The 19,173-nt window shown below is 65.0% G+C and carries 13 protein-coding genes; 5 read left to right on the forward strand and 8 right to left on the reverse strand.

All coding sequences use genetic code 11. From position 1 onward, the window contains the following. Positions 1–13: 13 nt before the first annotated feature. The 3 genes from pmtA to dnaK form a co-directional block, all read right to left on the reverse strand. Positions 14–619 carry a phospholipid N-methyltransferase PmtA gene (gene pmtA / locus FJW08_RS21865; protein WP_140760345.1) on the reverse strand — a complete coding sequence of 202 codons (606 nt, stop codon included), beginning with the start codon at positions 617–619 and terminating at the stop codon, positions 14–16. Positions 620–723: 104 nt separating this feature from the next. Continuing rightward, entirely contained in the window at positions 724–1,854 is a 1,131-nt protein-coding gene (gene dnaJ / locus FJW08_RS21870) for a molecular chaperone DnaJ (RefSeq protein ID WP_140760347.1), read from the reverse strand. A 221-nt stretch (positions 1,855–2,075) separates the two neighbouring features. Further along, the gene (gene dnaK / locus FJW08_RS21875) at positions 2,076–3,992 is read right to left on the reverse strand and encodes a molecular chaperone DnaK (protein ID WP_140812241.1); all 1,917 of its coding nucleotides are present in this window, start codon (positions 3,990–3,992) and stop codon (positions 2,076–2,078) included. Between the two features lie 241 nt (positions 3,993–4,233). Between dnaK and FJW08_RS21880 the strand changes: the two genes are divergently transcribed. From FJW08_RS21880 to FJW08_RS21900, 5 genes are all read left to right on the forward strand, one after another. After that, positions 4,234–6,447, forward strand: a complete 2,214-nt coding sequence (locus FJW08_RS21880) for a hypothetical protein (protein WP_181183004.1) — start codon at positions 4,234–4,236, stop codon at positions 6,445–6,447. Between the two features lie 10 nt (positions 6,448–6,457). Next, the gene (locus tag FJW08_RS21885; RefSeq protein ID WP_140812243.1) at positions 6,458–10,318 is read left to right on the forward strand and encodes a hypothetical protein; all 3,861 of its coding nucleotides are present in this window, start codon (positions 6,458–6,460) and stop codon (positions 10,316–10,318) included. Positions 10,319–10,524: 206 nt separating this feature from the next. After that, complete coding sequence (rpe, locus tag FJW08_RS21890) at positions 10,525–11,202, forward strand: ribulose-phosphate 3-epimerase (protein WP_140812244.1); 678 nt, start codon at positions 10,525–10,527, stop codon at positions 11,200–11,202. A gap of 404 nt (positions 11,203–11,606) precedes the next feature. Further along, a complete protein-coding gene (locus FJW08_RS21895) occupies positions 11,607–12,353 on the forward strand; it encodes a GntR family transcriptional regulator (protein ID WP_140812268.1) in 747 nt (248 codons plus the stop codon). 179 nt (positions 12,354–12,532) lie between these two features. Then, positions 12,533–14,059 (forward strand): malonyl-CoA synthase, encoded by a 1,527-nt coding sequence (locus FJW08_RS21900; RefSeq protein ID WP_140812245.1) that lies wholly within the window; start codon positions 12,533–12,535, stop codon positions 14,057–14,059. 24 nt (positions 14,060–14,083) lie between these two features. Here the strand turns inward: FJW08_RS21900 and FJW08_RS21905 are convergent, their stop codons facing one another. Genes FJW08_RS21905 through FJW08_RS21925 form a run of 5 tightly spaced genes read right to left on the reverse strand, consistent with a single transcriptional unit; the run spans position 14,084 to position 19,067 of the window. Continuing rightward, positions 14,084–15,196 (reverse strand): NAD(P)/FAD-dependent oxidoreductase, encoded by a 1,113-nt coding sequence (locus FJW08_RS21905; RefSeq protein ID WP_140812246.1) that lies wholly within the window; start codon positions 15,194–15,196, stop codon positions 14,084–14,086. A 10-nt stretch (positions 15,197–15,206) separates the two neighbouring features. Then, positions 15,207–16,379 carry an N-acetylglucosamine-6-phosphate deacetylase gene (nagA, locus tag FJW08_RS21910; protein WP_140812247.1) on the reverse strand — a complete coding sequence of 391 codons (1,173 nt, stop codon included), beginning with the start codon at positions 16,377–16,379 and terminating at the stop codon, positions 15,207–15,209. Beyond that, positions 16,376–17,410: an SIS domain-containing protein gene (locus FJW08_RS21915; protein ID WP_140812248.1), complete on the reverse strand. Its 1,035-nt coding sequence runs from the start codon at positions 17,408–17,410 to the stop codon at positions 16,376–16,378. The genes nagA and FJW08_RS21915 overlap by 4 nt, the downstream gene beginning before the upstream one ends. Then, positions 17,407–18,189, reverse strand: a complete 783-nt coding sequence (locus tag FJW08_RS21920; protein WP_140812249.1) for a GntR family transcriptional regulator — start codon at positions 18,187–18,189, stop codon at positions 17,407–17,409. Before FJW08_RS21920 ends, FJW08_RS21915 begins: the two co-directional genes overlap by 4 nt. Then, positions 18,186–19,067: an N-acetylglucosamine kinase gene (locus tag FJW08_RS21925; RefSeq protein WP_140812250.1), complete on the reverse strand. Its 882-nt coding sequence runs from the start codon at positions 19,065–19,067 to the stop codon at positions 18,186–18,188. The genes FJW08_RS21920 and FJW08_RS21925 overlap by 4 nt, the downstream gene beginning before the upstream one ends. Positions 19,068–19,173 lie beyond the last annotated feature (106 nt).

Raw genomic sequence — 19,173 nt, forward strand, 5'->3', positions numbered from 1 at the left:
CCGCGACGGGAATCTAATGCGCTTCGCGCCGGTAGATCCAGAGCTGCGTCGGTGGGATGTTGCGGAAGATGAAGTCGAAATGCTTGACCGTATAGTCGCCGCGGCCAGCCGGGATCGGCGACATCGGACCATAGGTCAGTTGCACGATCGGCCGTCCGGCCGGGATGCGGTCGAGCAGGCTCTCGATATAGGCGATGCGCTGGGCGACCGGGAAGTTGAGCAGCGGCACCCCGGAAACGACGCTGTCGAAGATCATCCCGCTCCTCTCGCCAAGCGTGGCGTTGAGGTTGAAGGCATCGCCCTCGATGACGTTGACGCCGGGGTAGAGCTGGCGCAGGTGGCGCACGAAATCGGTATTGTACTCGACCGCGTAGAGGTTCTCGGGACGCACGCCCTGGGCGAGGATGGCACGGGTGATGACCCCGGTGCCGGGACCGACCTCGAGCACCGGCAGGCCGGACTTCGGGTTGACGATCGAGGCCATCTTGCGCGCGGTGATCGAGCTGGTCGGAACGATCGACCCGACCGTCTTCGGCTTGTCGATCCAGCCCTTGAAGAATTTGAGTTCGTCGTCGAACTTCTCGGCAAACGCCTTCCGCAGTCCGTGACCACGTGCCATGCAAGCTCTCCTCAGCGCTCCCGTGGAAGCTACTTAACACCTGGGTGACGCAAGGCAAGGCGCGGCCATGCCTCTGCCGTGGATAAGATAGCTCTGGTCGCGTCTCAACGCTCGCCGAAAGACTCGAAAAAGTCCTTCATGCGGGCGAAAAAGCCGCTCGATTGTGGCGAATTGTCCTGCGAGGAGAGTTGTTCGAACTCTTCCAGCAATTCGCGCTGGCGGCGCGACAGGTTCTGCGGCGTCTCGACCGCGGTCTGGATGTAGAGGTCGCCGACATTGGGCTGGCGCAGCACCGGCATGCCCTTGCCCTTGAGGCGGAACTGGCGTCCGTTCTGCGTGCCTTCGGTCACCTTCACCTTGGTCTGCGTGCCGTCCAGCGTCGTCACCTCGAAGGAGCCGCCAAGGGCGGCCGTGGTCATCGAGATCGGTACCTTGCAATAGAGATCGGCGCCGTCACGCTGGAAGAATTCGTGCGGCTTCACCGCCAGGAAGATATAGAGGTCGCCCGAAGGCCCGCCGCGCAGGCCGGCCTCGCCCTCATTGGCAAGGCGGATGCGGGTGCCGTCCTCTATGCCGGCCGGGATGTTGACCGACAGCGAGCGCTCCTCGGTGACGCGGCCCTGGCCGGCGCATTTCGGACACGGGTCCTTGATGGTCTGGCCGCGGCCCTGGCATTGCGGGCAGGTCCGCTCGATCGAGAAAAACCCTTGCGTGGCACGCACCTTGCCGTGGCCGTTGCACATCGAGCAGGTGACCGGCTGGGTGCCCGGCTTGGCGCCGCTGCCCGAGCATTCCGTGCAGGATATCGAAGCCGGCACGCGGATCTGCGCGGTCTTGCCTGCGAAGGCTTCCTCCAGCGAGATTTCCATGTTGTAGCGCAGGTCGGCGCCGCGCTCGCGGCCACCGGAAGAGCGGCGCTGGCGGCCGCCCATCATGTCGCCGAAAATATCCTCGAAGATGTCGGCGAAGCCGCCGGCGCCAAAGCCTTGCGCGCCGCCATTCATGCCGCCCTGCTCGAAGGCGGCGTGACCGAAACGGTCATAGGCCGCGCGCTTCTGCGGGTCCTTCAGCGTCTCGTAGGCTTCGTTGATTTCCTTGAACTTGTGCTCGCAGGAATGATCGCCGGGGTTGCGATCGGGGTGGAACTGCATGGCGAGCTTGCGAAAAGCGCTCTTGAGCTCCTTCTCGTCGGCGCCTTTTTGCACGCCCAGCGTTTCGTAGAAATCAGCTTTCATTTTTTCCCGCAGTCCGGATCAACGTCTTGATGCATGGTGTTGCGTCGTTTGCCGGCACGTTGTCTCGATTTAGGAGCGGTGCTGCCCGTATGCTAGGGCCGGCGCGACCTTGTCCGTGGTTTTCAGTGATTTTTTCGGCAGTGCTCGCGCTTTTTCAGCGAGGGCTGCAAAAAAGCCCGGCCTTGCGCCGGGCTTTTCGCATTATCTTGCCGTCAGGCCGTTCAGGCCGACTTCTTCTTGTCGTCGTCTTCGTCGATTTCCTCGAAATCGGCGTCGACCACGTCGGAGTCCTTGGCGGCATCCGCCTTGGCGTCGGCTTCCGCCGTTTCCTTCTGCGAGGCCTCGTACATGGCCTGGCCAAGCTTCATGGAAGCTTCGGCAAGCACCTGGCTCTTGGCCTCGATGTCGGCCGGGTCGTCGCCCTCGGCGGCGGTCTTCAGCGACGCGATCGCATCGGAAATCGCGGTGCGCTCGGCCTCGGAGACCTTGTCGCCATATTCCTTCAGCGACTTCTCCGAGGAATGCACCAAGGCTTCGGCCTGGTTGCGGGCCTCGACCACGGCGCGACGCTTCTTGTCCGTATCGGCGTTGGCCTCGGCGTCCTTGACCATCTTCTCGATATCGGCGTCCGAAAGACCACCCGAGGCCTGGATGCGGATCTGGTGCTCCTTGCCGGTGCCCTTGTCCTTGGCCGAGACGTTGACGATGCCGTTGGCGTCGATGTCGAAAGTGACCTCGATCTGCGGCACGCCGCGCGGCGCCGGCGGGATGCCGACCAGATCGAACTGGCCAAGCGCCTTGTTGTCGGCGGCCATTTCACGCTCGCCCTGGAAGACGCGGATGGTCACGGCCGACTGCGAATCCTCGGCCGTCGAGAACACCTGGCTCTTCTTGGTCGGGATCGTCGTGTTGCGCTCGATCAGCCGGGTGAACACGCCGCCCAGCGTCTCGATGCCGAGCGACAGCGGCGTCACGTCGAGCAAAAGCACGTCCTTGACGTCGCCCTGCAGCACACCGGCCTGGATGGCGGCGCCGAGTGCGACGACCTCATCCGGGTTGACGCCCTTGTGCGGCTCCTTGCCGAAGAACTGCTTCACGATCTCCTGGATCTTGGGCATGCGGGTCATGCCGCCGACCAGGACCACTTCGTCGATCTCGGCGGCCTTCAGGCCGGCATCCTTGAGCGCTGCCTTGCACGGTTCGATGGTGCGCTGGACGAGATCCTCGACCAGGCTCTCGAACTTTGCGCGCGTCAGCTTCAGCGTCAGGTGCTTCGGGCCGGTCGCGTCGGCGGTGATGAAGGGCAGGTTGATCTCGGTCTGCGTCGTTGAGGACAGCTCGATCTTGGCCTTCTCGGCCGCTTCCTTGAGGCGCTGCAGGGCGAGCTTGTCGGCCTTCAGGTCGATGCCCTGTTCCTTCTTGAACTCGGCCGCCAGATACTCGACCAGGCGCATGTCGAAATCCTCGCCGCCGAGGAAGGTGTCGCCATTGGTCGACTTCACCTCGAACACGCCGTCGCCGATTTCGAGCACCGAAATGTCGAACGTGCCGCCGCCAAGGTCATAGACGGCGATGGTCTTGCCTTCCTTCTTGTCGAGGCCGTAGGCGAGCGCCGCCGCGGTCGGCTCGTTGATGATGCGCAGCACTTCCAGGCCGGCGATCTTGCCGGCGTCCTTGGTGGCCTGGCGCTGGGCGTCGTTGAAATAGGCCGGAACGGTGATGACCGCCTTCTCGACCTTCTCGCCGAGATAGGCTTCCGCCGTTTCCTTCATCTTCTGCAGGATCATGGCCGAGATTTGGCTAGGCGACTGCTTCTTGCCGCCGGCCTCGACCCAGGCATCGCCATTGTCGCCCTTGACGATCTTGTAAGGGACAAGCTTCTTGTCCTTCTCCGTTACCGGATCGTCATAGCGGCGGCCGATCAGGCGCTTGACCGCGAAGATGGTGTTTTCAGGATTGGTGACAGCCTGGCGCTTGGCCGGCTGGCCGACGAGACGTTCGCCGTCGCCCGAGATGGCGACGATGGAAGGCGTCGTGCGCGCGCCTTCCGCATTTTCGATCACCTTCGGCTCCTTGCCATCCATGATGGCGATACAGGAGTTGGTGGTGCCAAGATCGATACCGATTACTTTTGCCATTTTTCTAGTCTCTCCGCTAAGCAGGCTCTCAGGACCCGGTAAAGGCGTTCCGACGAAAGCCCCTGTTCATAAGAATTCCCGTTCGGCCACCGGTTCTCCGGCGCCGCACGGCTTGGCGCGTATATAAGAACAGGCGGCATCGCGCGCAAGCATTCTGCGCAAGGCGTCCATGAACCTTTCCGCGCCGGCCCGCGACTGATGTCCAGGTGCCGCATGGTGTGGCCCCGGAAAGGAAGCCCCCATGACCAGCAACCCAGAGACTCCATGGTCTCCGGGACCAACAGGAGCTCGGCGCGACCACCGCCTTCGGGACGGGATCGATGCGCTGGGCTTTCCGCTGATTCCGTTGACCCTGCGCAGGAGCAGGCGTATCGTCACCATGAGGAAAGCAGACAATTCGATCAGGGAAGAACGTGCCGGACCATCGCGCCTTGCCCTGATTTGCGCGGCGACGCCGGGTGTTTCTCCCGTGGCTAACGGGGGTAGCTTGATGTCTCGCGTCCGCGGCACGTTCGTGTCTTCTTTTGACTTTGACGGCCGCTTGCGCGGTGCATTGCAGGCCGGCGGCTTGCTGGCGCTGGTGCTTGCCGCCAGCCTGTGGCTTGGAGGCGCCGCCCGGGCGCAGGAAACCCATATCATCTATCCAGGCTCGATGGCGGTCACCGGCTTTCCCGGCACCATCATCCCCAATTTCGACGAGGGTTTGCCGCCCGGCGTCGATCCGATCGACGAAACCTTCATCGACACTTCGCGCGCCACCTTGCGCGTGTTCGACGTTTCGCACCTGGGCGGTCCGGCCTCCGGCCAGCTCGTCTTCACGCCGCCGCCTTTCGAGGTGACGGCAGGCCAGATCGGTGAGGTATTCGGCCTTACCTATGATGACGGCGTGCGCGACGGGGTGCAGTCCGGCATTCCCAACCTCTATGCCGCCGCCACCTCGCTGCATGGCATCGAGATCGTCACGCCGGACGCCGACAAGGACGGCAGGCCGGAGCGGCAGCGCCGCGGAACGGCGGGCGCCACCTTCATGGAGGGCCAGTTCGGCGCCGAAAACGGCGGCGGACCGGGCACCATCTGGAAGATCGACGGCATTACCGGCCAGGTCGCCAAATTCGCCGACATCGACACCAACAGCGGTCCCGGCATCGGCAATCTCACCTTCGATCCCGTCCACCGCCAGTTCTTCGCCTCCGATCTCGACACCGGCCTGATCCATCGCATCGACGCCAACGGCAGACCGGTCGACACGTTCGACCATGGCGTCGCCGGCCGCCCGGCGCATGGGCTGGCCCCTGTCGCCGACGATGGCGCGGTGATGGACATACAGGGCGCGGCCTTCGACACCGAAGACCCCGACAGCTGGGGCTACACCCAGGACGAGCGCCGCGTCTGGGCCGTCTCCTATCATGGCGGCCGGCTCTACTATTCGGTTGGCGAAAAGTCGGAAATCTGGTCGGTGGGCATTGCCCCCGACGGCACCTTCGCCGGCGATCCGCGCTGGGAACTGACGGTCAGGGCCGACAAGGACTACGCCGTCACCGACATTGCCTTCGACAACAGCGGCTTCATGTACCTAGCCCAGCGCGGCCCGGTCGAAAACCGCTACGACTACAGCCGCTTCGCCGATTCCGGCAAGGGCGAGGTCATCCGCTACTTCAGAGAAAATCCGGACGATCCCGCGACGGAATCGGTCTGGGTGGAGGCACCGCAGGAATATGCGGTCGGCTTCCCGCAAGGCAACAGGCAGTCGGCCGGAGGCCTCGACCTGCAATATGGCTACGATGCCGACGGCAATCTCGACACTTCGGTGTGCACGCTGACGCTGGTCAACACCGGCGACAAATTGCGCGACAACCCCGAGCTTGCTGAAAAACTCGCTGCCGGCGGGCCGCTTGCCGTGCATGGCGTGCAGATCACGCCCAAGGAGCTGGTCAAGCCGGCCAACATGCCGCCCTTCGGCTCCTGGTTCGTCGATTTCGACGGCTATTTCGAGGATCCCGAAGTGGAAGGCCATGTCGGCGACGTCGCCGTCTGGCACCCCTGCGAGGGCCGTGCCGGCTATTATGAGGAAATCCCGGGCGGCTATGAGCCCCCTTTCTACCCGCCGGACTTCCCACCGCCCGGCAATCTGCCTCCGTGTCTCGATGTCGAGGCCGTGCAGTATTACTGCACGCCGCGCGGCCTCGAGGCAGATCTCTATCTCCATGACCATGCCGGCTTCGGCGGCGATTCGATCAAGGCCCAATCCAGGACGCCAGGCGTCGGGGTGACCTCACCCATGTCGCATGCGCCAGACAAGCCGTACACGATCGACATCACCGGCCACTATCCGGGCGACAGAGTGGATGTCGGGCTGTGCTTCTACAGGAAGTCCGACAAGGACAAGGGTGGCTACTACCCTTGCTGCAAGATGACCTTGCCGCTCCGCACCCCAGCCGTCAGCTGCGAACGTTGAGGAGGCAAAGATGACCATTCTTGCCTCCTCCCCGCTCGCGACCAAAACGCAAAAAACCGTCATGGAGACGATCATGAAACCCCTGTCATATGCCAGGCGCGGTGCGCGCTGGCTGATGGCGGCCGGTATCGCGGTCGCCCTTGCGCCCGCACTGCCGGCATCCGCCGCCCAGACCGTCCAGGCCGTCACCAGCCCAGATGTGCAGCCGTTGCAGCTCGACAATCCGCGCATCATCAACCCGGAGCGCGGACGTGTCGTGCCGTTCTTCACCAAGACCGGTGGCCAGCGCAGCTGCGACTCTGTCTTCTACACCTTGACCTTCGGCCTGCGCGGCAATCCGCAGGGCTTTGCCGATCCGGGCCTCGAGGCGGCGCTGAAGAAAGCCAAGCTCGAGTTCAAGGACCAGCTTCCGCACGGTCTTTCGATCGTCAACGTGACGGTATCCGGCGACGGCACCGATGCATCGGGCGGGGCTTTGCCTGCCGCCGTCATCAGTAATTTGGCTGGCCCCAACGATACGGCAACGGTTTCCGATTTCCGGATTTCCGCCAGCGATCTCGATGGATCGGGCGCGCTGAACGAACGCGCCATCACCTTCCGCATCACGGCCAAGATCGACCACGCCGCGTTTCCGGCGCCGGTCAATGTCGACAATCAGGGCCTGATCAAGGTCACCGGCGGCGTCGGCACGGGAACCATCATACCGTCGCAGGATCCGGGCAAGCCGGACGATGGCAACATCGCGACCGGCGAAAAGACCTCGATCCGGATCGACCTCACCAAATGCGACAAGCAACCTCCGCCTCCCACCGACCATGAATGCTTCAAGGTCCAGCGCGGCACGGTCGACTGCGTGCCCGGTGGCGGCGCCTTCATCTATCACATGCCGGTCGGCCCGGAGATGGGCGGCAAGTGGGTGCAGGTTTCGACGACCTCATCAGGCATCACCATCATCCCCGACACCCAGAAGGTGCCGGCGGGCGGGGGCGTGCTCGACTGGAAGATCGTCGGCGCTTCACCCGGCGACGTCATCCACCTCATCGTCACCGGCATCGAGACCTATGCCGGGCCGAAGGAGGGCTGGGGCCTGTGCTGCACGCAAACCATCGACATCGTCATTCCGCGTGACCAGTGGTGCCCGCCCCGGGACAAGGAGCCGGACCTCAAGGTCGAGAAACGCGCCGACGTTCCGCGCTGCACCATGGCCGGCGGCTGCGACTTCACCATCCGCGTCACCAATGTCGGCACAGCGCCCTACAATGGCAAGATCGTGCTCGACGAGGTGACGCTGCCGGCCGGCTCGACGCTGACTTCAGGGCCCAATCCGCCCTGGGCCTGCGCGCCGGGAACCACCCCGATGACGTGCACCTATCCGGTAACCACGCTCGCCCCGGGGGCCTTTGTCGACCTCAAGCTCGGCTTCAAGCCGGCCGGAGGCTGGCAAGGCAGCGTGCTGCGCAACTGCGCCACCTACAATTACGGCGCCAGCGGCAAGCCGCTGTTCGGCAGCCAGGCCAATGACCGGGGCTGCGCCTCGATCCCGATCTGCCGCCGCGGCGACCGCAACCCGGATTGTCAGCCGCCAATCGAGAAGAAGGTCGACCTAATCCTCAAGAAGCGTGCCCGCACCGAAGTCTGCACCGCCGATGGCGTCTGCAGCTTCATCATCGACATCATCAACAACGGTACATCGACCTATAACGGGCCGCTGACCGTGATCGACAACTACCCAAGCGGCGCGCCGACGTCCTCGACCTTCGGACCGAGCCCGCCCTGGACCTGCGGCCCGAACGGCCCCGGCCAGTTCCGCTGCGACAATGCCGGCATCTCGCTGCCCGCGGGCGCCTCGACGCCGATCTTCGTCAAGGCGGTGGTGCCGGCCAGCTATCGGTCGGACACGGTCGAGAACTGCGCCGAGGTGAAGGCCATCCCCGGTGAGCTCGATCTCACCAACAACAGGGCCTGCGCCAAGGAACGCATCCGCCATCCCAATGGCGGCCAACCGGCCTTGCGCATCACCAAGGTGTGCAATGGCTCGCTGGCTGGTGCGGCGCTGGTTTCCTGCCGCATCACCGTCAGCAGCGTCGGCACGGCTGCCCCCACCGGTCCGGTGCGGGTCAACGATGCCGCCATGCTGGTGTCGGGCGGAGCGCCCGTTCAGATCCAGACCGTCACCCCTGACGGCGCGGAATGGGCGTGCGGACCGGTTCCGGCCAATGCGTTGTCGTGCCAGATTCCCGGCGCCGTCATGACGCCCGGAACCTCAAGGCACTTCGACGTGACTGTCTCGGCCAATGGCGAGTTCGAGAACTGCGCACGGGGCTCCTATGGCCCGGCGCAGGGCGACGACGTCGTTTATCCGATCGGCCAGGCCTGCGCCAAGGGCGGCGGCTCCTCGACCATCCGTGTCGAGAAGACCGGCGACCGCGAATGCAGGCTCGGCCAGCCCTGCTCGTTCGACATCACCATCACGAATGACGGGACGAGCCCCTTCTCGGGTCCGGTCCGCGTCGGCGATGCGATCGGCGTGGAAGGGCTTGGCCGGCTGGATGGCGTTGCGATCACTTCGATCGACCCGCCCTTCGGTTGCTCGTCCGAACCGACGACGCTGCCGGCCTCCTGCATCGCCAACTTGACGCTCGGCGCCGGCGAAAGCCAGTCGCACCATGTGACGGTGGTCATTCCCGGCGACGGGCGCCTGGCCAACCTGCAGGGCAACGTCAATGGCCAGAACTGCGTGGGCGTGCTCTCTCCCGACACGCGGGTGCAGGGCGGCGGCGACGTGCTGTCCAAGGACGCGACCAACGTGCAAGGCGATCGCGGCAAGGCCTATGCGTGCCATCCCTTCATCATCACGCATGAGGTGAAGAATGAGTGCTCGCCGGGCTTCGTCATGAACGACGCCGGCCGCTGCGTCTGTCCGGAAGGCACCACTTTCCGCAACGGCCAGTGCACGGGCGGCGGCACCAACGTTCTGCCGTTGCCACCGCCGCCGCGCTGCGTCCTGCTCGAAGGCCAGATCCGCACCGAGGACGGACGCTGTGTCTGCCCGCGCGGCACGGGGCTGGAGAACGGAAAATGCGTCAGGACCGACAAGCCCGAGCAGTGCACCATCCGTGGCCAGGTCCACAATGCGGACGGGGACTGTGTCTGCCCGCAAGGCACCGAGGTGCGCAACGGCGCCTGCCGTCCGATCCGACCGAAGCCTGAGCAGTGCACCATCCGCGGCCAGGTCCACAATGCGGACGGAGACTGCGTCTGCCCGCAAGGCACCGAGGTGCGCGACGGCGCCTGCCGCCCGATCCGGCCGAAGCCCGAGCAGTGCACCATCCGTGGCCAGGTCCACAATGCGGACGGGGACTGTGTCTGCCCGCAAGGCACCGAGGTGCGCGACGGCGCCTGCCGCCCGATCCGGCCGAAGCCTGACCAGTGCACCATTCGTGGCCAGGTCCATGACTCCGATGGCAATTGCGTCTGCCCGAGGGGTACCGAGGTGCAAGGCAATGCCTGCCGGCGCAAGCAGCCTGACATGCAGCAGTGCGACATACGCGGCCAGGTCCACAACAAGCGCGGCGAGTGCGTCTGTCCGCGTGGGACCGAGGTAATCGACGGCGCCTGCCGCAAGCCCAGGCAACAGAGCGAATGCGCGCCGGGCTCGCAGATGGTCAATGGCCAGTGCCAGCCGATCTTCAGGCGACATTGTCCGGAGGGTACGATCGGGCGGTATCCGAACTGCCGGCCGATACGCGGACAGCCGTCGCTGGAAATCGATCCGGGCCAGTTGCTGCAATTGCTGCCACGGCGCAGGCAGCCGATCGACCAGCAACAGGACCCGGTTCCAAACAGGATCCTGAAACTCCAGCAGCAGTAACCACCCGGGCGACGCCAAACGAGAACCCGCCGGAGCAGTCCGGCGGGTTTTTTCGTGGCTCGGGCAGGCCGAACCGGCTGCGACAAGATCGGCGCCGTGACACCACCCTGTGGAACCGCGCTTGTGCCCTCGACAAGTCGCCGGCAGCGCTTTAGGCAGTCGGTTCGGGGCGTCCGTATGAAAAGGGCACCCGGAAAGGCCGCGAGATGAGCAAAAAAACCTTGATCGCACCGTCGGTGTTGGCATCGGATTTCTCGAAGCTCGGTGACGAGGTCGAGGCGGTGGCGGCGGCCGGTGCCGACTGGATCCATCTCGACGTGATGGATGGGCATTTCGTGCCGAACATCACTTTCGGCCCGCCTGTCATCAAGGCGATCCGCAACCGCACCAAGGCCTTTTTCGACTGCCACCTGATGATCGCGCCCGCCGACCCCTACCTCGCCGCCTTCGCCGAGGCCGGCTGCGACGGCATGACGGTGCATGCCGAGGCCGGACCGCATCTCGACCGCTCGCTGCAGACGATCAGGAACCTCGGCAAGAAGGCCGGCGTCTCGCTCAATCCGGCGACGCCGGAAAGCGCCGTCGAATATGTGCTCGACCGGCTCGACCTGATCCTGATCATGACCGTCAATCCGGGTTTCGGCGGACAGGCCTTCATCCCGGCAATGGTCGACAAGGTGAGAAGGGTCAAGGCGTTGATCGGTGACCGGCCGATCCGCATCGAGATCGACGGCGGTGTCTCGCCGGAAACCGCGCCGCTGGTCACGTCAGCCGGCGCCGACGTGCTGGTGGCGGGTGCCGCCATCTTCAAAGGTGGCAGTGTCGAGGCTTACCGCGCCAACATCGAAGCCATCAGGACCGCGGCCGACAAGGCCGCCGGCTAGAGCAATTCCAGGAAAAGTGCGTAGCGCTTTCCCTTGGGAATTGCGGGAAAACAAAGAGTTAGAGCGGTTCGGCGATTCCAATAGACACTGAACCGCTCTGACTCGGCCCGATCGATTCGATCGAACCTGCCACTGTCTTTGCGCGCGACAGAAAAGATGCTCGCACGGGCGCACGAGAAACATATGATTCTGCGTGCATACAAACACGTTCAGTTTCTGCTGGTTGCAGAGATATTCGAATTCCCGCGATCGGCGCGCCGATTGGGTATATTTCTTTGTTCTAAAGTACAATAGCGCGATCTTCTGCTTGAGCCGTGGAAGCGTGGCGCTGTATGGTACATGTACAGAAGGGGAGTGTTCGGACTCGAATTGCCCAAGACGACAGTTGGGGACAAGGAGTCGCTTTGACATATGGAGCTGCCAATCTGAACGACGACGGCACGGAAGCCAAGAGTACGCTTGCCAGCACGGTCTATCATCAATTGCGTGATGATCTTCTCGGCGGCGCTCTGGAAGCCCAAAGCAAGCTGCGCGTCGAATGGGTCGTTTCCAAATATGGCGCCGGTGCCTCTCCGGTTCGCGAAGCTCTCAATCGCCTTGCCTCCGAAGGTCTCCTCGGCCGCCATGACCAGCGCGGCTTCTTCATCATGCCGGTCAGTGCGGCCGAACTCGAGGAGCTGACGCGCACGCGCTGCTGGCTCGAGGAGCGGGCGCTGCGCGAATCGATCGCCCACCGCACCGCCGAATGGGAAGAACAATTGGTGCTGGCGCTGCATCGCCTGGGGCGCGCCTCACGGCTTTCGCCGCAAAGTAGCTCGTCGCTCGATCCGGACTGGGAGAAATTGCACCGCGCCTTCCACCGGGTGCTGATCTCGGCCTGCCGGTCGCACTGGCTGGTGGGCTTCTGCGAGCAGCTTTCCGATCATGCCTACCGCTATCGCCAGATGGCCCATGACGGCGAGAGCATCCAGCGCGACGATTTCGCCGAACACCGGCTGATTGCTGAAAATGCGCTGGACGGAAATGCGGATGGCGCCGTCCAGGCCCTGATCGATCACTACCAGCTGACCGCCGCCATGTGCATGGAACGCTTAAAGCAAGGCGAGGCAACAAAGGTCGCCGCCGGTCCGGGTCATCGCGCCCACCGTTGACGGCTGTTTGATCGTCGCGCTCTGCTGTCCCCATCTCTCGAATCTTTTCGATAGACGCCGGGCAACCGTTTGCGGCCTTGACGGCCGGGCCGGGAAACGCGAACTCTTCGCCGCGTGCCGACCCACGGCCGGCGTCGACATTGCTGTCACCCCCCATTGCCGTCACCCAGGAAGATTTCATGAGCAATCATCTGTTCGATGCATTCCGGTCCCGGATGCCGGCGCCTGGGCATCTGTTGATGGAAACCGATGATGGGCGCACGCTCACCTATGGCGACATGCTGGCACGGTCGGCGCAGCTTGCGCATGCGCTGCTGCAAATGGATGTCACGCCCGGCGACCGCGTTGCCGTGCAGGTCGAGAAGAGCCCGGAGATGGTTTTGCTTTATCTCGCCTGTGTGCGCGCCGGCGCCGTCTTCCTGCCGCTCAATACCGCCTATACGCTGACCGAGCTCGGCTATTTCTTCGACGATGCAGCGCCTCGCGTGATTGTCTGCGATCCCGCGCGGTCGGCGGACATCCGTGGGATGGTCGACCCATCCGGTGCCGTCGTGGTCACGTTCGACCGTAATGGCCAGGGATCCCTTGCGGACCAGGCATCGCGTCAGTCCTCCGATTTCCACGATGTCGAGCGCGGCGCGGACGATCTTGCGGCGATCCTCTACACGTCGGGAACGACCGGCCGTTCGAAAGGCGCCATGCTCAGCCACGAGAACCTCGCCTCGAACGCGCGGGTGCTGGTCGATCAGTGGCGCTTCACCAGGGATGACGTGCTGATCCACGCGCTGCCGATCTTCCACACGCATGGCCTGTTCGTCGCCACCAACGTCGTCCTGATGGCCGGCGCCTCGATGCTGTTCGAGCAGAAATTCGACGCCGGCCGCATCATCTCGCTGCTGCCGCGCGCCACCGCCCTGATGGGCGTGCCGACCTTCTACACCAGGCTGCTGCAGCAGGAGGGGCTGGATCGAGAGGCGGCCAAAAACATGCGGCTGTTCGTGTCCGGTTCCGCGCCGCTGCTGGCCGAAACGCACAAGGCATGGCGCGAGCGTACCGGCCACGCCATTCTCGAGCGCTACGGCATGACCGAGACCAACATGAACACCTCCAATCCCTACGAAGGCGAGCGGCGCGCCGGCACGGTTGGTTTCCCCTTGCCCGGCGTGTCGCTGCGCATCGCCGATCCCGATAGCGGCAAGCCGCTTGACCAGGGCGAGGTCGGCATGATCGAGGTCAAGGGTCCGAACGTGTTCGGCGGCTACTGGCGCATGCCGGAAAAGACCAAGGCGGAATTCCGCGCCGACGGCTTCTTCATCACCGGCGATCTCGGCATGATCGACGCTGACGGCTATGTCCACATTGTCGGTCGCGGCAAGGACCTGATCATATCAGGCGGCTACAACGTCTATCCGAAGGAACTCGAAAGCGAGATCGACGCGCTCGACGGCGTCCTGGAAAGCGCCGTTATCGGCCTTGCCCATCCGGACTTCGGCGAAGGCGTCACCGCTGTCGTCGTGCGCTCGCCCGCGTCGCGGATCAGCGCGGCCGAGATCCTCAACGCCATCACCGGCCGCGTGGCGAAGTACAAGCATCCCAAACGGGTGATCTTCGTCGAGGAACTGCCGCGCAACACGATGGGCAAGGTGCAGAAGAACTTGCTTCGCGACAGCTACAAGGACCTCTACGCCTCCGCCAAAGCCGGCTAAATAGGTACCCGCTGCGGCGCCGGCTCAGGCCGGGTACAAGAGTTCGACGACATGGTCGGCGATCGCCAGGCTTGCGGTCAGGCCGGGGCTCTCGATGCCGAACAGGTTGACGATCCGGCCCGCGCCATGATCGGCCGGCCCCTGCACCAGGAAGTCCGCGGCGGGCTGCCCGGGTCCGGAAAGCTTCGGCCTGATGCCGGCATAGGCTGGCTGCAGGGCGTCATCGGCAAGGTCGGGCCAATAGCCGCGGATCGCCTCGTAGAAGACGGCGCTTCGGCCGGGGTCGACCGTATAATCCACGCCGTCGATCCATTCGACGTCGGGGCCAAAGCGCGCATTGCCGGCAAGGTCGAGCGTCAGATGGACGCCGAGGCCGCCTTCGACTGGAACCGGATAGATCAGACGCGAAAACGGAGACCGCCCTGGAAGCGCGAAATAATTGCCGCGCGCCAGCCACTGCCGGGGGATGAGGCCCCTTGGGAAACCCTCGATCCGGCTGGCCACCGCCTGCGCATCGAGGCCCGCGGCGTTGACGAAAGCGCCGGCCTCCAGGGCGAAGGTCTCGCCATTGGCATCGCGCGTGTCGATCCGGATCGCGTCGGCTTCGATCGCTGCTCCGGCAACGGAAGTGAGGAAAGCAAAGGATGTGCCGGCGGCCTCGGCGTCGCCGCGCAGCGACAGCATCAGCGCATGGCTGTCTATAATGCCGGTCGATGGCGACAGCAACGCGGAGGCACAGGTCAGCGCCGGTTCCAGGCTCTCGGCCTCGCCGCGTGTCAAAAGCTCGAGATCGTCGACCCCGCAGCGCTTCGCATTGGCCTCGATCGCCCGCAGCCCGTCCGCTTGGCCGGTCTCGCTGGCGACGATCAGCTTGCCGGCGCGGCGATGGCCAATATCGTGTTCGGCGCAGTAGGCGTAGAGAAGCCGGCGTCCTTCGACGCAGAGCCGGGCCTTCAGGCTGCCAGGCGCATAATAGAGCCCGGCATGGATGACTTCCGAATTGCGTGAACTGGTGACGGTGCCGATCGCGTCGGCCTTTTCGATCACCACCACCTCGCGGCCCGACAAGGCAAGCGCCCTGGCAATGGCCAGCCCGACGACGCCTGCTCCGGCGACGACACAATCTATTGTATGCATGGCCTCGCTCTCAGCGGGAAGCGGCAGCCTCGAACACCTTGTCGCCGCCGATCCAGACGCTTCCTATGCCAAGATCGTCCGACAGCGCAACGATGTCCGCCGCCGTGCCATTGGCGAAGCGGCCAAGCCGGTGCGACTGGCCGATCGCCTGCGCCGGATAGAGCGAAGCCATGCGCAAGGCTTCGGACAGATCGAGCCCGACGGTGCGGTGCATGAACCGGATGGCCGAGATCATATCGAGGTCGGCGCCCGCAAGCGTGCCGTCGGCAAGCCTGAGGCTCCCGTCCTTGCGGTAGATGGTGCGGCCGTTGAGCGCGAACGAGCTCATGTCGGTGCCGATTGTCGCCATCGCGTCGGTGACCAGCACGATCCTGCCCGGCCCCTGCTTGGCATCGAGCGCGATCCTGATCGTGGCCGGATGGACATGGATGCCGTCGGCGATCAGCCCGGCCGACAAGGCGCCGATGTCGATGGCCGCGCCCGCCAGCCCGGGCTCGCGGTTGCCGATCTGGCTCATCGCGTTGAAGAGGTGCGTGACGACGCTGGCGCCGGCCTCGGCGAAGGCTTTTGCCGTGGCATGGCCCGTATCCGAGTGGCCGAGGCTGACGATGATCCCGGCCTTGGCCAAGGCCGGGACCCGGGCCGCATCGACGGATTCGGGCGCGATCGTGGTCAGCAGCACCGGCAATTTGTTGCGCGCCGCGATCAGCATGGCCTGGTCGGCGTCCGTCATCGGCCGGATCAGCGCCGGATCATGCGCACCCTTGCGGGCGATCGACAGATGCGGACCTTCCAGATGCAGGCCGAGAAAACCCGGCATTTTTTGCAGCGCTGCCGCTTCGCCGGCGGCGATTGCCGCGGCGGTGATCGCGGGCGTGTCGGTGATCAGCGTCGGCAGCAGTGCCGTCGTGCCGAACGGCGCATGCGCGCGGCAGATGGTTTCGATGGAAGCAACATCGGGATGGTCGTTGAGCATCACCCCGCCGCCGCCATTGACCTGGATGTCGACGAAGCCCGGCGCCAGCATGCCGCCACCAGTGTCGATGGCGCGGATATCCCCCGGAAGCGCGCCTTGCGGCAGCATGGCCTCGATGAGGCCGTTGCGCACGACGAGGGCTGAGCCTTCATGCCAGTCGTCGCCGTCGAAGATGCGGGCGCCAGTCAGGGCAAAACGGTCGCTCATACGGTCTCCGTCACCTTGCGAAGGTTGCGCGGCGCGTCCGGGTCGAGGCCGCGACGCCGGGCAAAGGCCTCGACGAACATGTAGAAGGAGACGATCAGCGTCAGCGGATCGGTCAACGGGTGACCGGTGGCGACATGCGGCAGGCGCGTGGCGCGATTGGCGAGCGCCGAGGTGACGAACACCGGCGCGCCCTTGGCCGCCAGGCTGTCGGCCGCTTCGGCGACGGAGGGCTCGGACGCGTCGCGCGCGGCCAGCGCCAGCACTGGAAAGTCGGGGCCGATCAGCGCCAGCGGGCCATGCATGACCTCGGCCGCGCTATAGGCTTCGGCATGGATGCCGCAGGTCTCCTTGAATTTCAGCGCCGCCTCGTTGGCCATCGCCGCTGACGGGCCGCGGCCGAGAATGAACAGCGACTTCTGCTTCTCGATCGTTTCGGCCAGCACGCTCATCCAGTCGCAGGCGATCGCCTTGCCGAAATGTTCGGGCAGGCGGGCAAGTGCCGCGAGAAGCGCTTCGTCGCCGGTCGCATGCGCCATCAAGGCAAGACCGGCAACGGCGGAGTTGATGAAGGTCTTGGTTGCCGCGACGCTGCGCTCGGGCCCGGCCAGGATGTCGATGGCGAAATCCGAGGCCTGCGCGAGCGGCGAATCGGCGGTGTTGGTGACGGCGATGGTCAGCGCGCCGCCGGCCCGTGCAGTCTCGGCCATGGCGACGATGTCGGGGCTCTTGCCCGACTGCGAGATCGCCAGGCAGGCCGAGCCGTCAAGCCGGAGCTTGCGGCCATAGATCGAGGCGATGGAGGGGCCGACCGAGGCGACCGCAAGGCCCGCGGTCAGTTCCACGGCATATTTCATGAAGGTGGCGGCATGGTCGGACGAACCACGCGCCACGGTGACGACGAAATGCGGGTCGCGTTCCCTGATGCCGAGCCCGGCTTCGGCCAGCACCGCTCCCGAGCCGTCGAGCAGGCGGGCGACGGCCTGCGGGATCTCCTCGATCTCGCGCTGCATATGGGTGGTGTTGGCAATCATGGTCGGCTCTCTTCGCTCGGCCCTGTCAGCCGCAGTTCGGCGACGAAATCATAGGCGTCGCCCCGGTAGATGGAGCGGGTGAATTCGATCACCTTGCCGCTCGCCAGATAGGAAATACGCTCGATGTGCAGGCCGGCAATACCCGGCGGCACTTCGAGCAGGCGCGCATCGCCATCGCCGAGATTGGCGGCGGAGATGCGCTGCACCGCCCGGACCGGCCGGTTGCCGGTCAGTTCCAGTGCCGCGTAGAGCGAGGAACCGATGCCGGCCGGGTCGGGCAGCACGCTGGCTGACAGCGAGGCCCGTTCGATCGCCAACGGCGTATCGTTGGCGATGCGCAGGCGCGCCACGCGCGCCACCAGCTCGTTCGACGACAGGCCGAGCACCATCATCTCGTCGGGCGAGGGCGCGTAGAGACCGCGGTCGAGCCAGGCCGAGCGCACCGCCATGCCGCGCCGCGCCATGTCCTCGGTGAAGGAGGTCAGTCGCGACAGCGACTGCTCGACGCGCTCCATGCGCGGCGCCACGAAGGTGCCGGAGCCGTGGCGCTGCACCAGGATGCCGCCCTTGACCAGGTCCTGCACCGCCTTGCGCACGGTGACGCGCGAAATGTCGGCCTTGGTGGCGATGTCGCGCTCGGAAGGCAGCGCGTCGCCCGGGCCGATCAGCCCGCGATTGACGGCGTCCTCGATGCTTTTGCGCAGCTGCAGGTAAAGCGGCGCGCCGCTTTGCGAGGATTGTTTGAGCGCAGCGAAGATCTGGTCGGCGGCATCGCTCATCGCGCAGCCCCCAAGGGCCCAGTGAACAGACGCGCCGCCATCTGCACCGCGCCGCCTAGCGCATCGTCGAGCGGTTCCTTCAGCAGGGCGCGGTAGCGCGCCGACAGGCGCGGCGCATAGAGCGGCGCCAGCCCGCCGAGCAGGCAGAGCGGCGCGCCGGCGGCGAGGTCGAGCGCGCCGAGCGAGGCCTCGACATCGGCGACCGCTCTGTCGAGGATCCAGTTGGCGACGATGTCGCCTTTTTGCGCGTGCTCGAACACTTTCGGCGCGAAGCCGCCGAAATCGCCTGGTTTGGCGTTGGTGGTGAATTCGACCACGTCCTCGGGATTGTTGCGGAAAACGGCCATCATGCTGTCGGTCAGCGGCGAGGCCTGGCGCACGCCGTCATGCGCGAGCAATGTCTGTTCCAGGAGGTCGCGGCCGATGCGGGCACCGCTGCCCTGGTCGCCGACCTGGAACCCCCAGCCGCCGATGGCACGCGATTTGCCATTTTTGCGCGCCATATAGGCGGTGCCGGTGCCAAGGATCGCCATCGCGCCGTCGCCGGAACCGACCGCGCCTTCGAGCGCGATCTCCGCATCGGTCTCGACGCGGCTGGTGCTGAACGGCAGGATCGCCTCGAGCTGCTGCCGGTAGGTGCCGACATTGGCGCCGGCAAGGCCGAGAATGGCGGGTGTTTGCGGGATCAGGTCCGGGTCCTGCCCGGCGGCGATGAAAGCCTGCCGCGCCGCATCGACGATGTTCGAGCGGGCGCCGGTGAGGTCGGTGCGGATGTTGGCGGCGCCGCTTTTGGCACGGCCGACGACAACGCCGTCCGCTGTAGCCAATGCGGCTCTGCAGCTGGTGCCGCCGCCATCGATGCCGAGCACGAATTTCACGTGATTTCTCCTCCGGGCGGATAATACCAATAAAATACCAATAGCCAAGGGTTAATTTCCGTTTCAAAAAGATTAAGCCGCATTTTATTGAAAAATCTGTGCAATT

This window comes from Mesorhizobium sp. B3-2-1 (assembly GCF_006439515.1).
Taxonomy (GTDB): domain Bacteria; phylum Pseudomonadota; class Alphaproteobacteria; order Rhizobiales; family Rhizobiaceae; genus Mesorhizobium.

Bases quoted from the DNA above. Each gene is read 5' to 3' on its own strand.
- rpe (WP_140812244.1), top strand. From the start codon at position 10,525: ATGAGCAAAAAAACCTTGATCGCACCGTCGGTGTTGGCATCGGATTTC.
- FJW08_RS21880 (WP_181183004.1), top strand. From the start codon at position 4,234: ATGACCAGCAACCCAGAGACTCCATGGTCTCCGGGACCAACAGGAGCT.
- FJW08_RS21900 (WP_140812245.1), top strand. From the start codon at position 12,533: ATGAGCAATCATCTGTTCGATGCATTCCGGTCCCGGATGCCGGCGCCT.
- dnaK (WP_140812241.1), bottom strand. From the start codon at position 3,992: ATGGCAAAAGTAATCGGTATCGATCTTGGCACCACCAACTCCTGTATC.
- FJW08_RS21920 (WP_140812249.1), bottom strand. From the start codon at position 18,189: ATGAGCGATGCCGCCGACCAGATCTTCGCTGCGCTCAAACAATCCTCG.
- pmtA (WP_140760345.1), bottom strand. From the start codon at position 619: ATGGCACGTGGTCACGGACTGCGGAAGGCGTTTGCCGAGAAGTTCGAC.
- nagA (WP_140812247.1), bottom strand. From the start codon at position 16,379: ATGAGCGACCGTTTTGCCCTGACTGGCGCCCGCATCTTCGACGGCGAC.
- FJW08_RS21915 (WP_140812248.1), bottom strand. From the start codon at position 17,410: ATGATTGCCAACACCACCCATATGCAGCGCGAGATCGAGGAGATCCCG.
- FJW08_RS21905 (WP_140812246.1), bottom strand. From the start codon at position 15,196: ATGCATACAATAGATTGTGTCGTCGCCGGAGCAGGCGTCGTCGGGCTG.
- dnaJ (WP_140760347.1), bottom strand. From the start codon at position 1,854: ATGAAAGCTGATTTCTACGAAACGCTGGGCGTGCAAAAAGGCGCCGAC.
- FJW08_RS21885 (WP_140812243.1), top strand. From the start codon at position 6,458: ATGACCATTCTTGCCTCCTCCCCGCTCGCGACCAAAACGCAAAAAACC.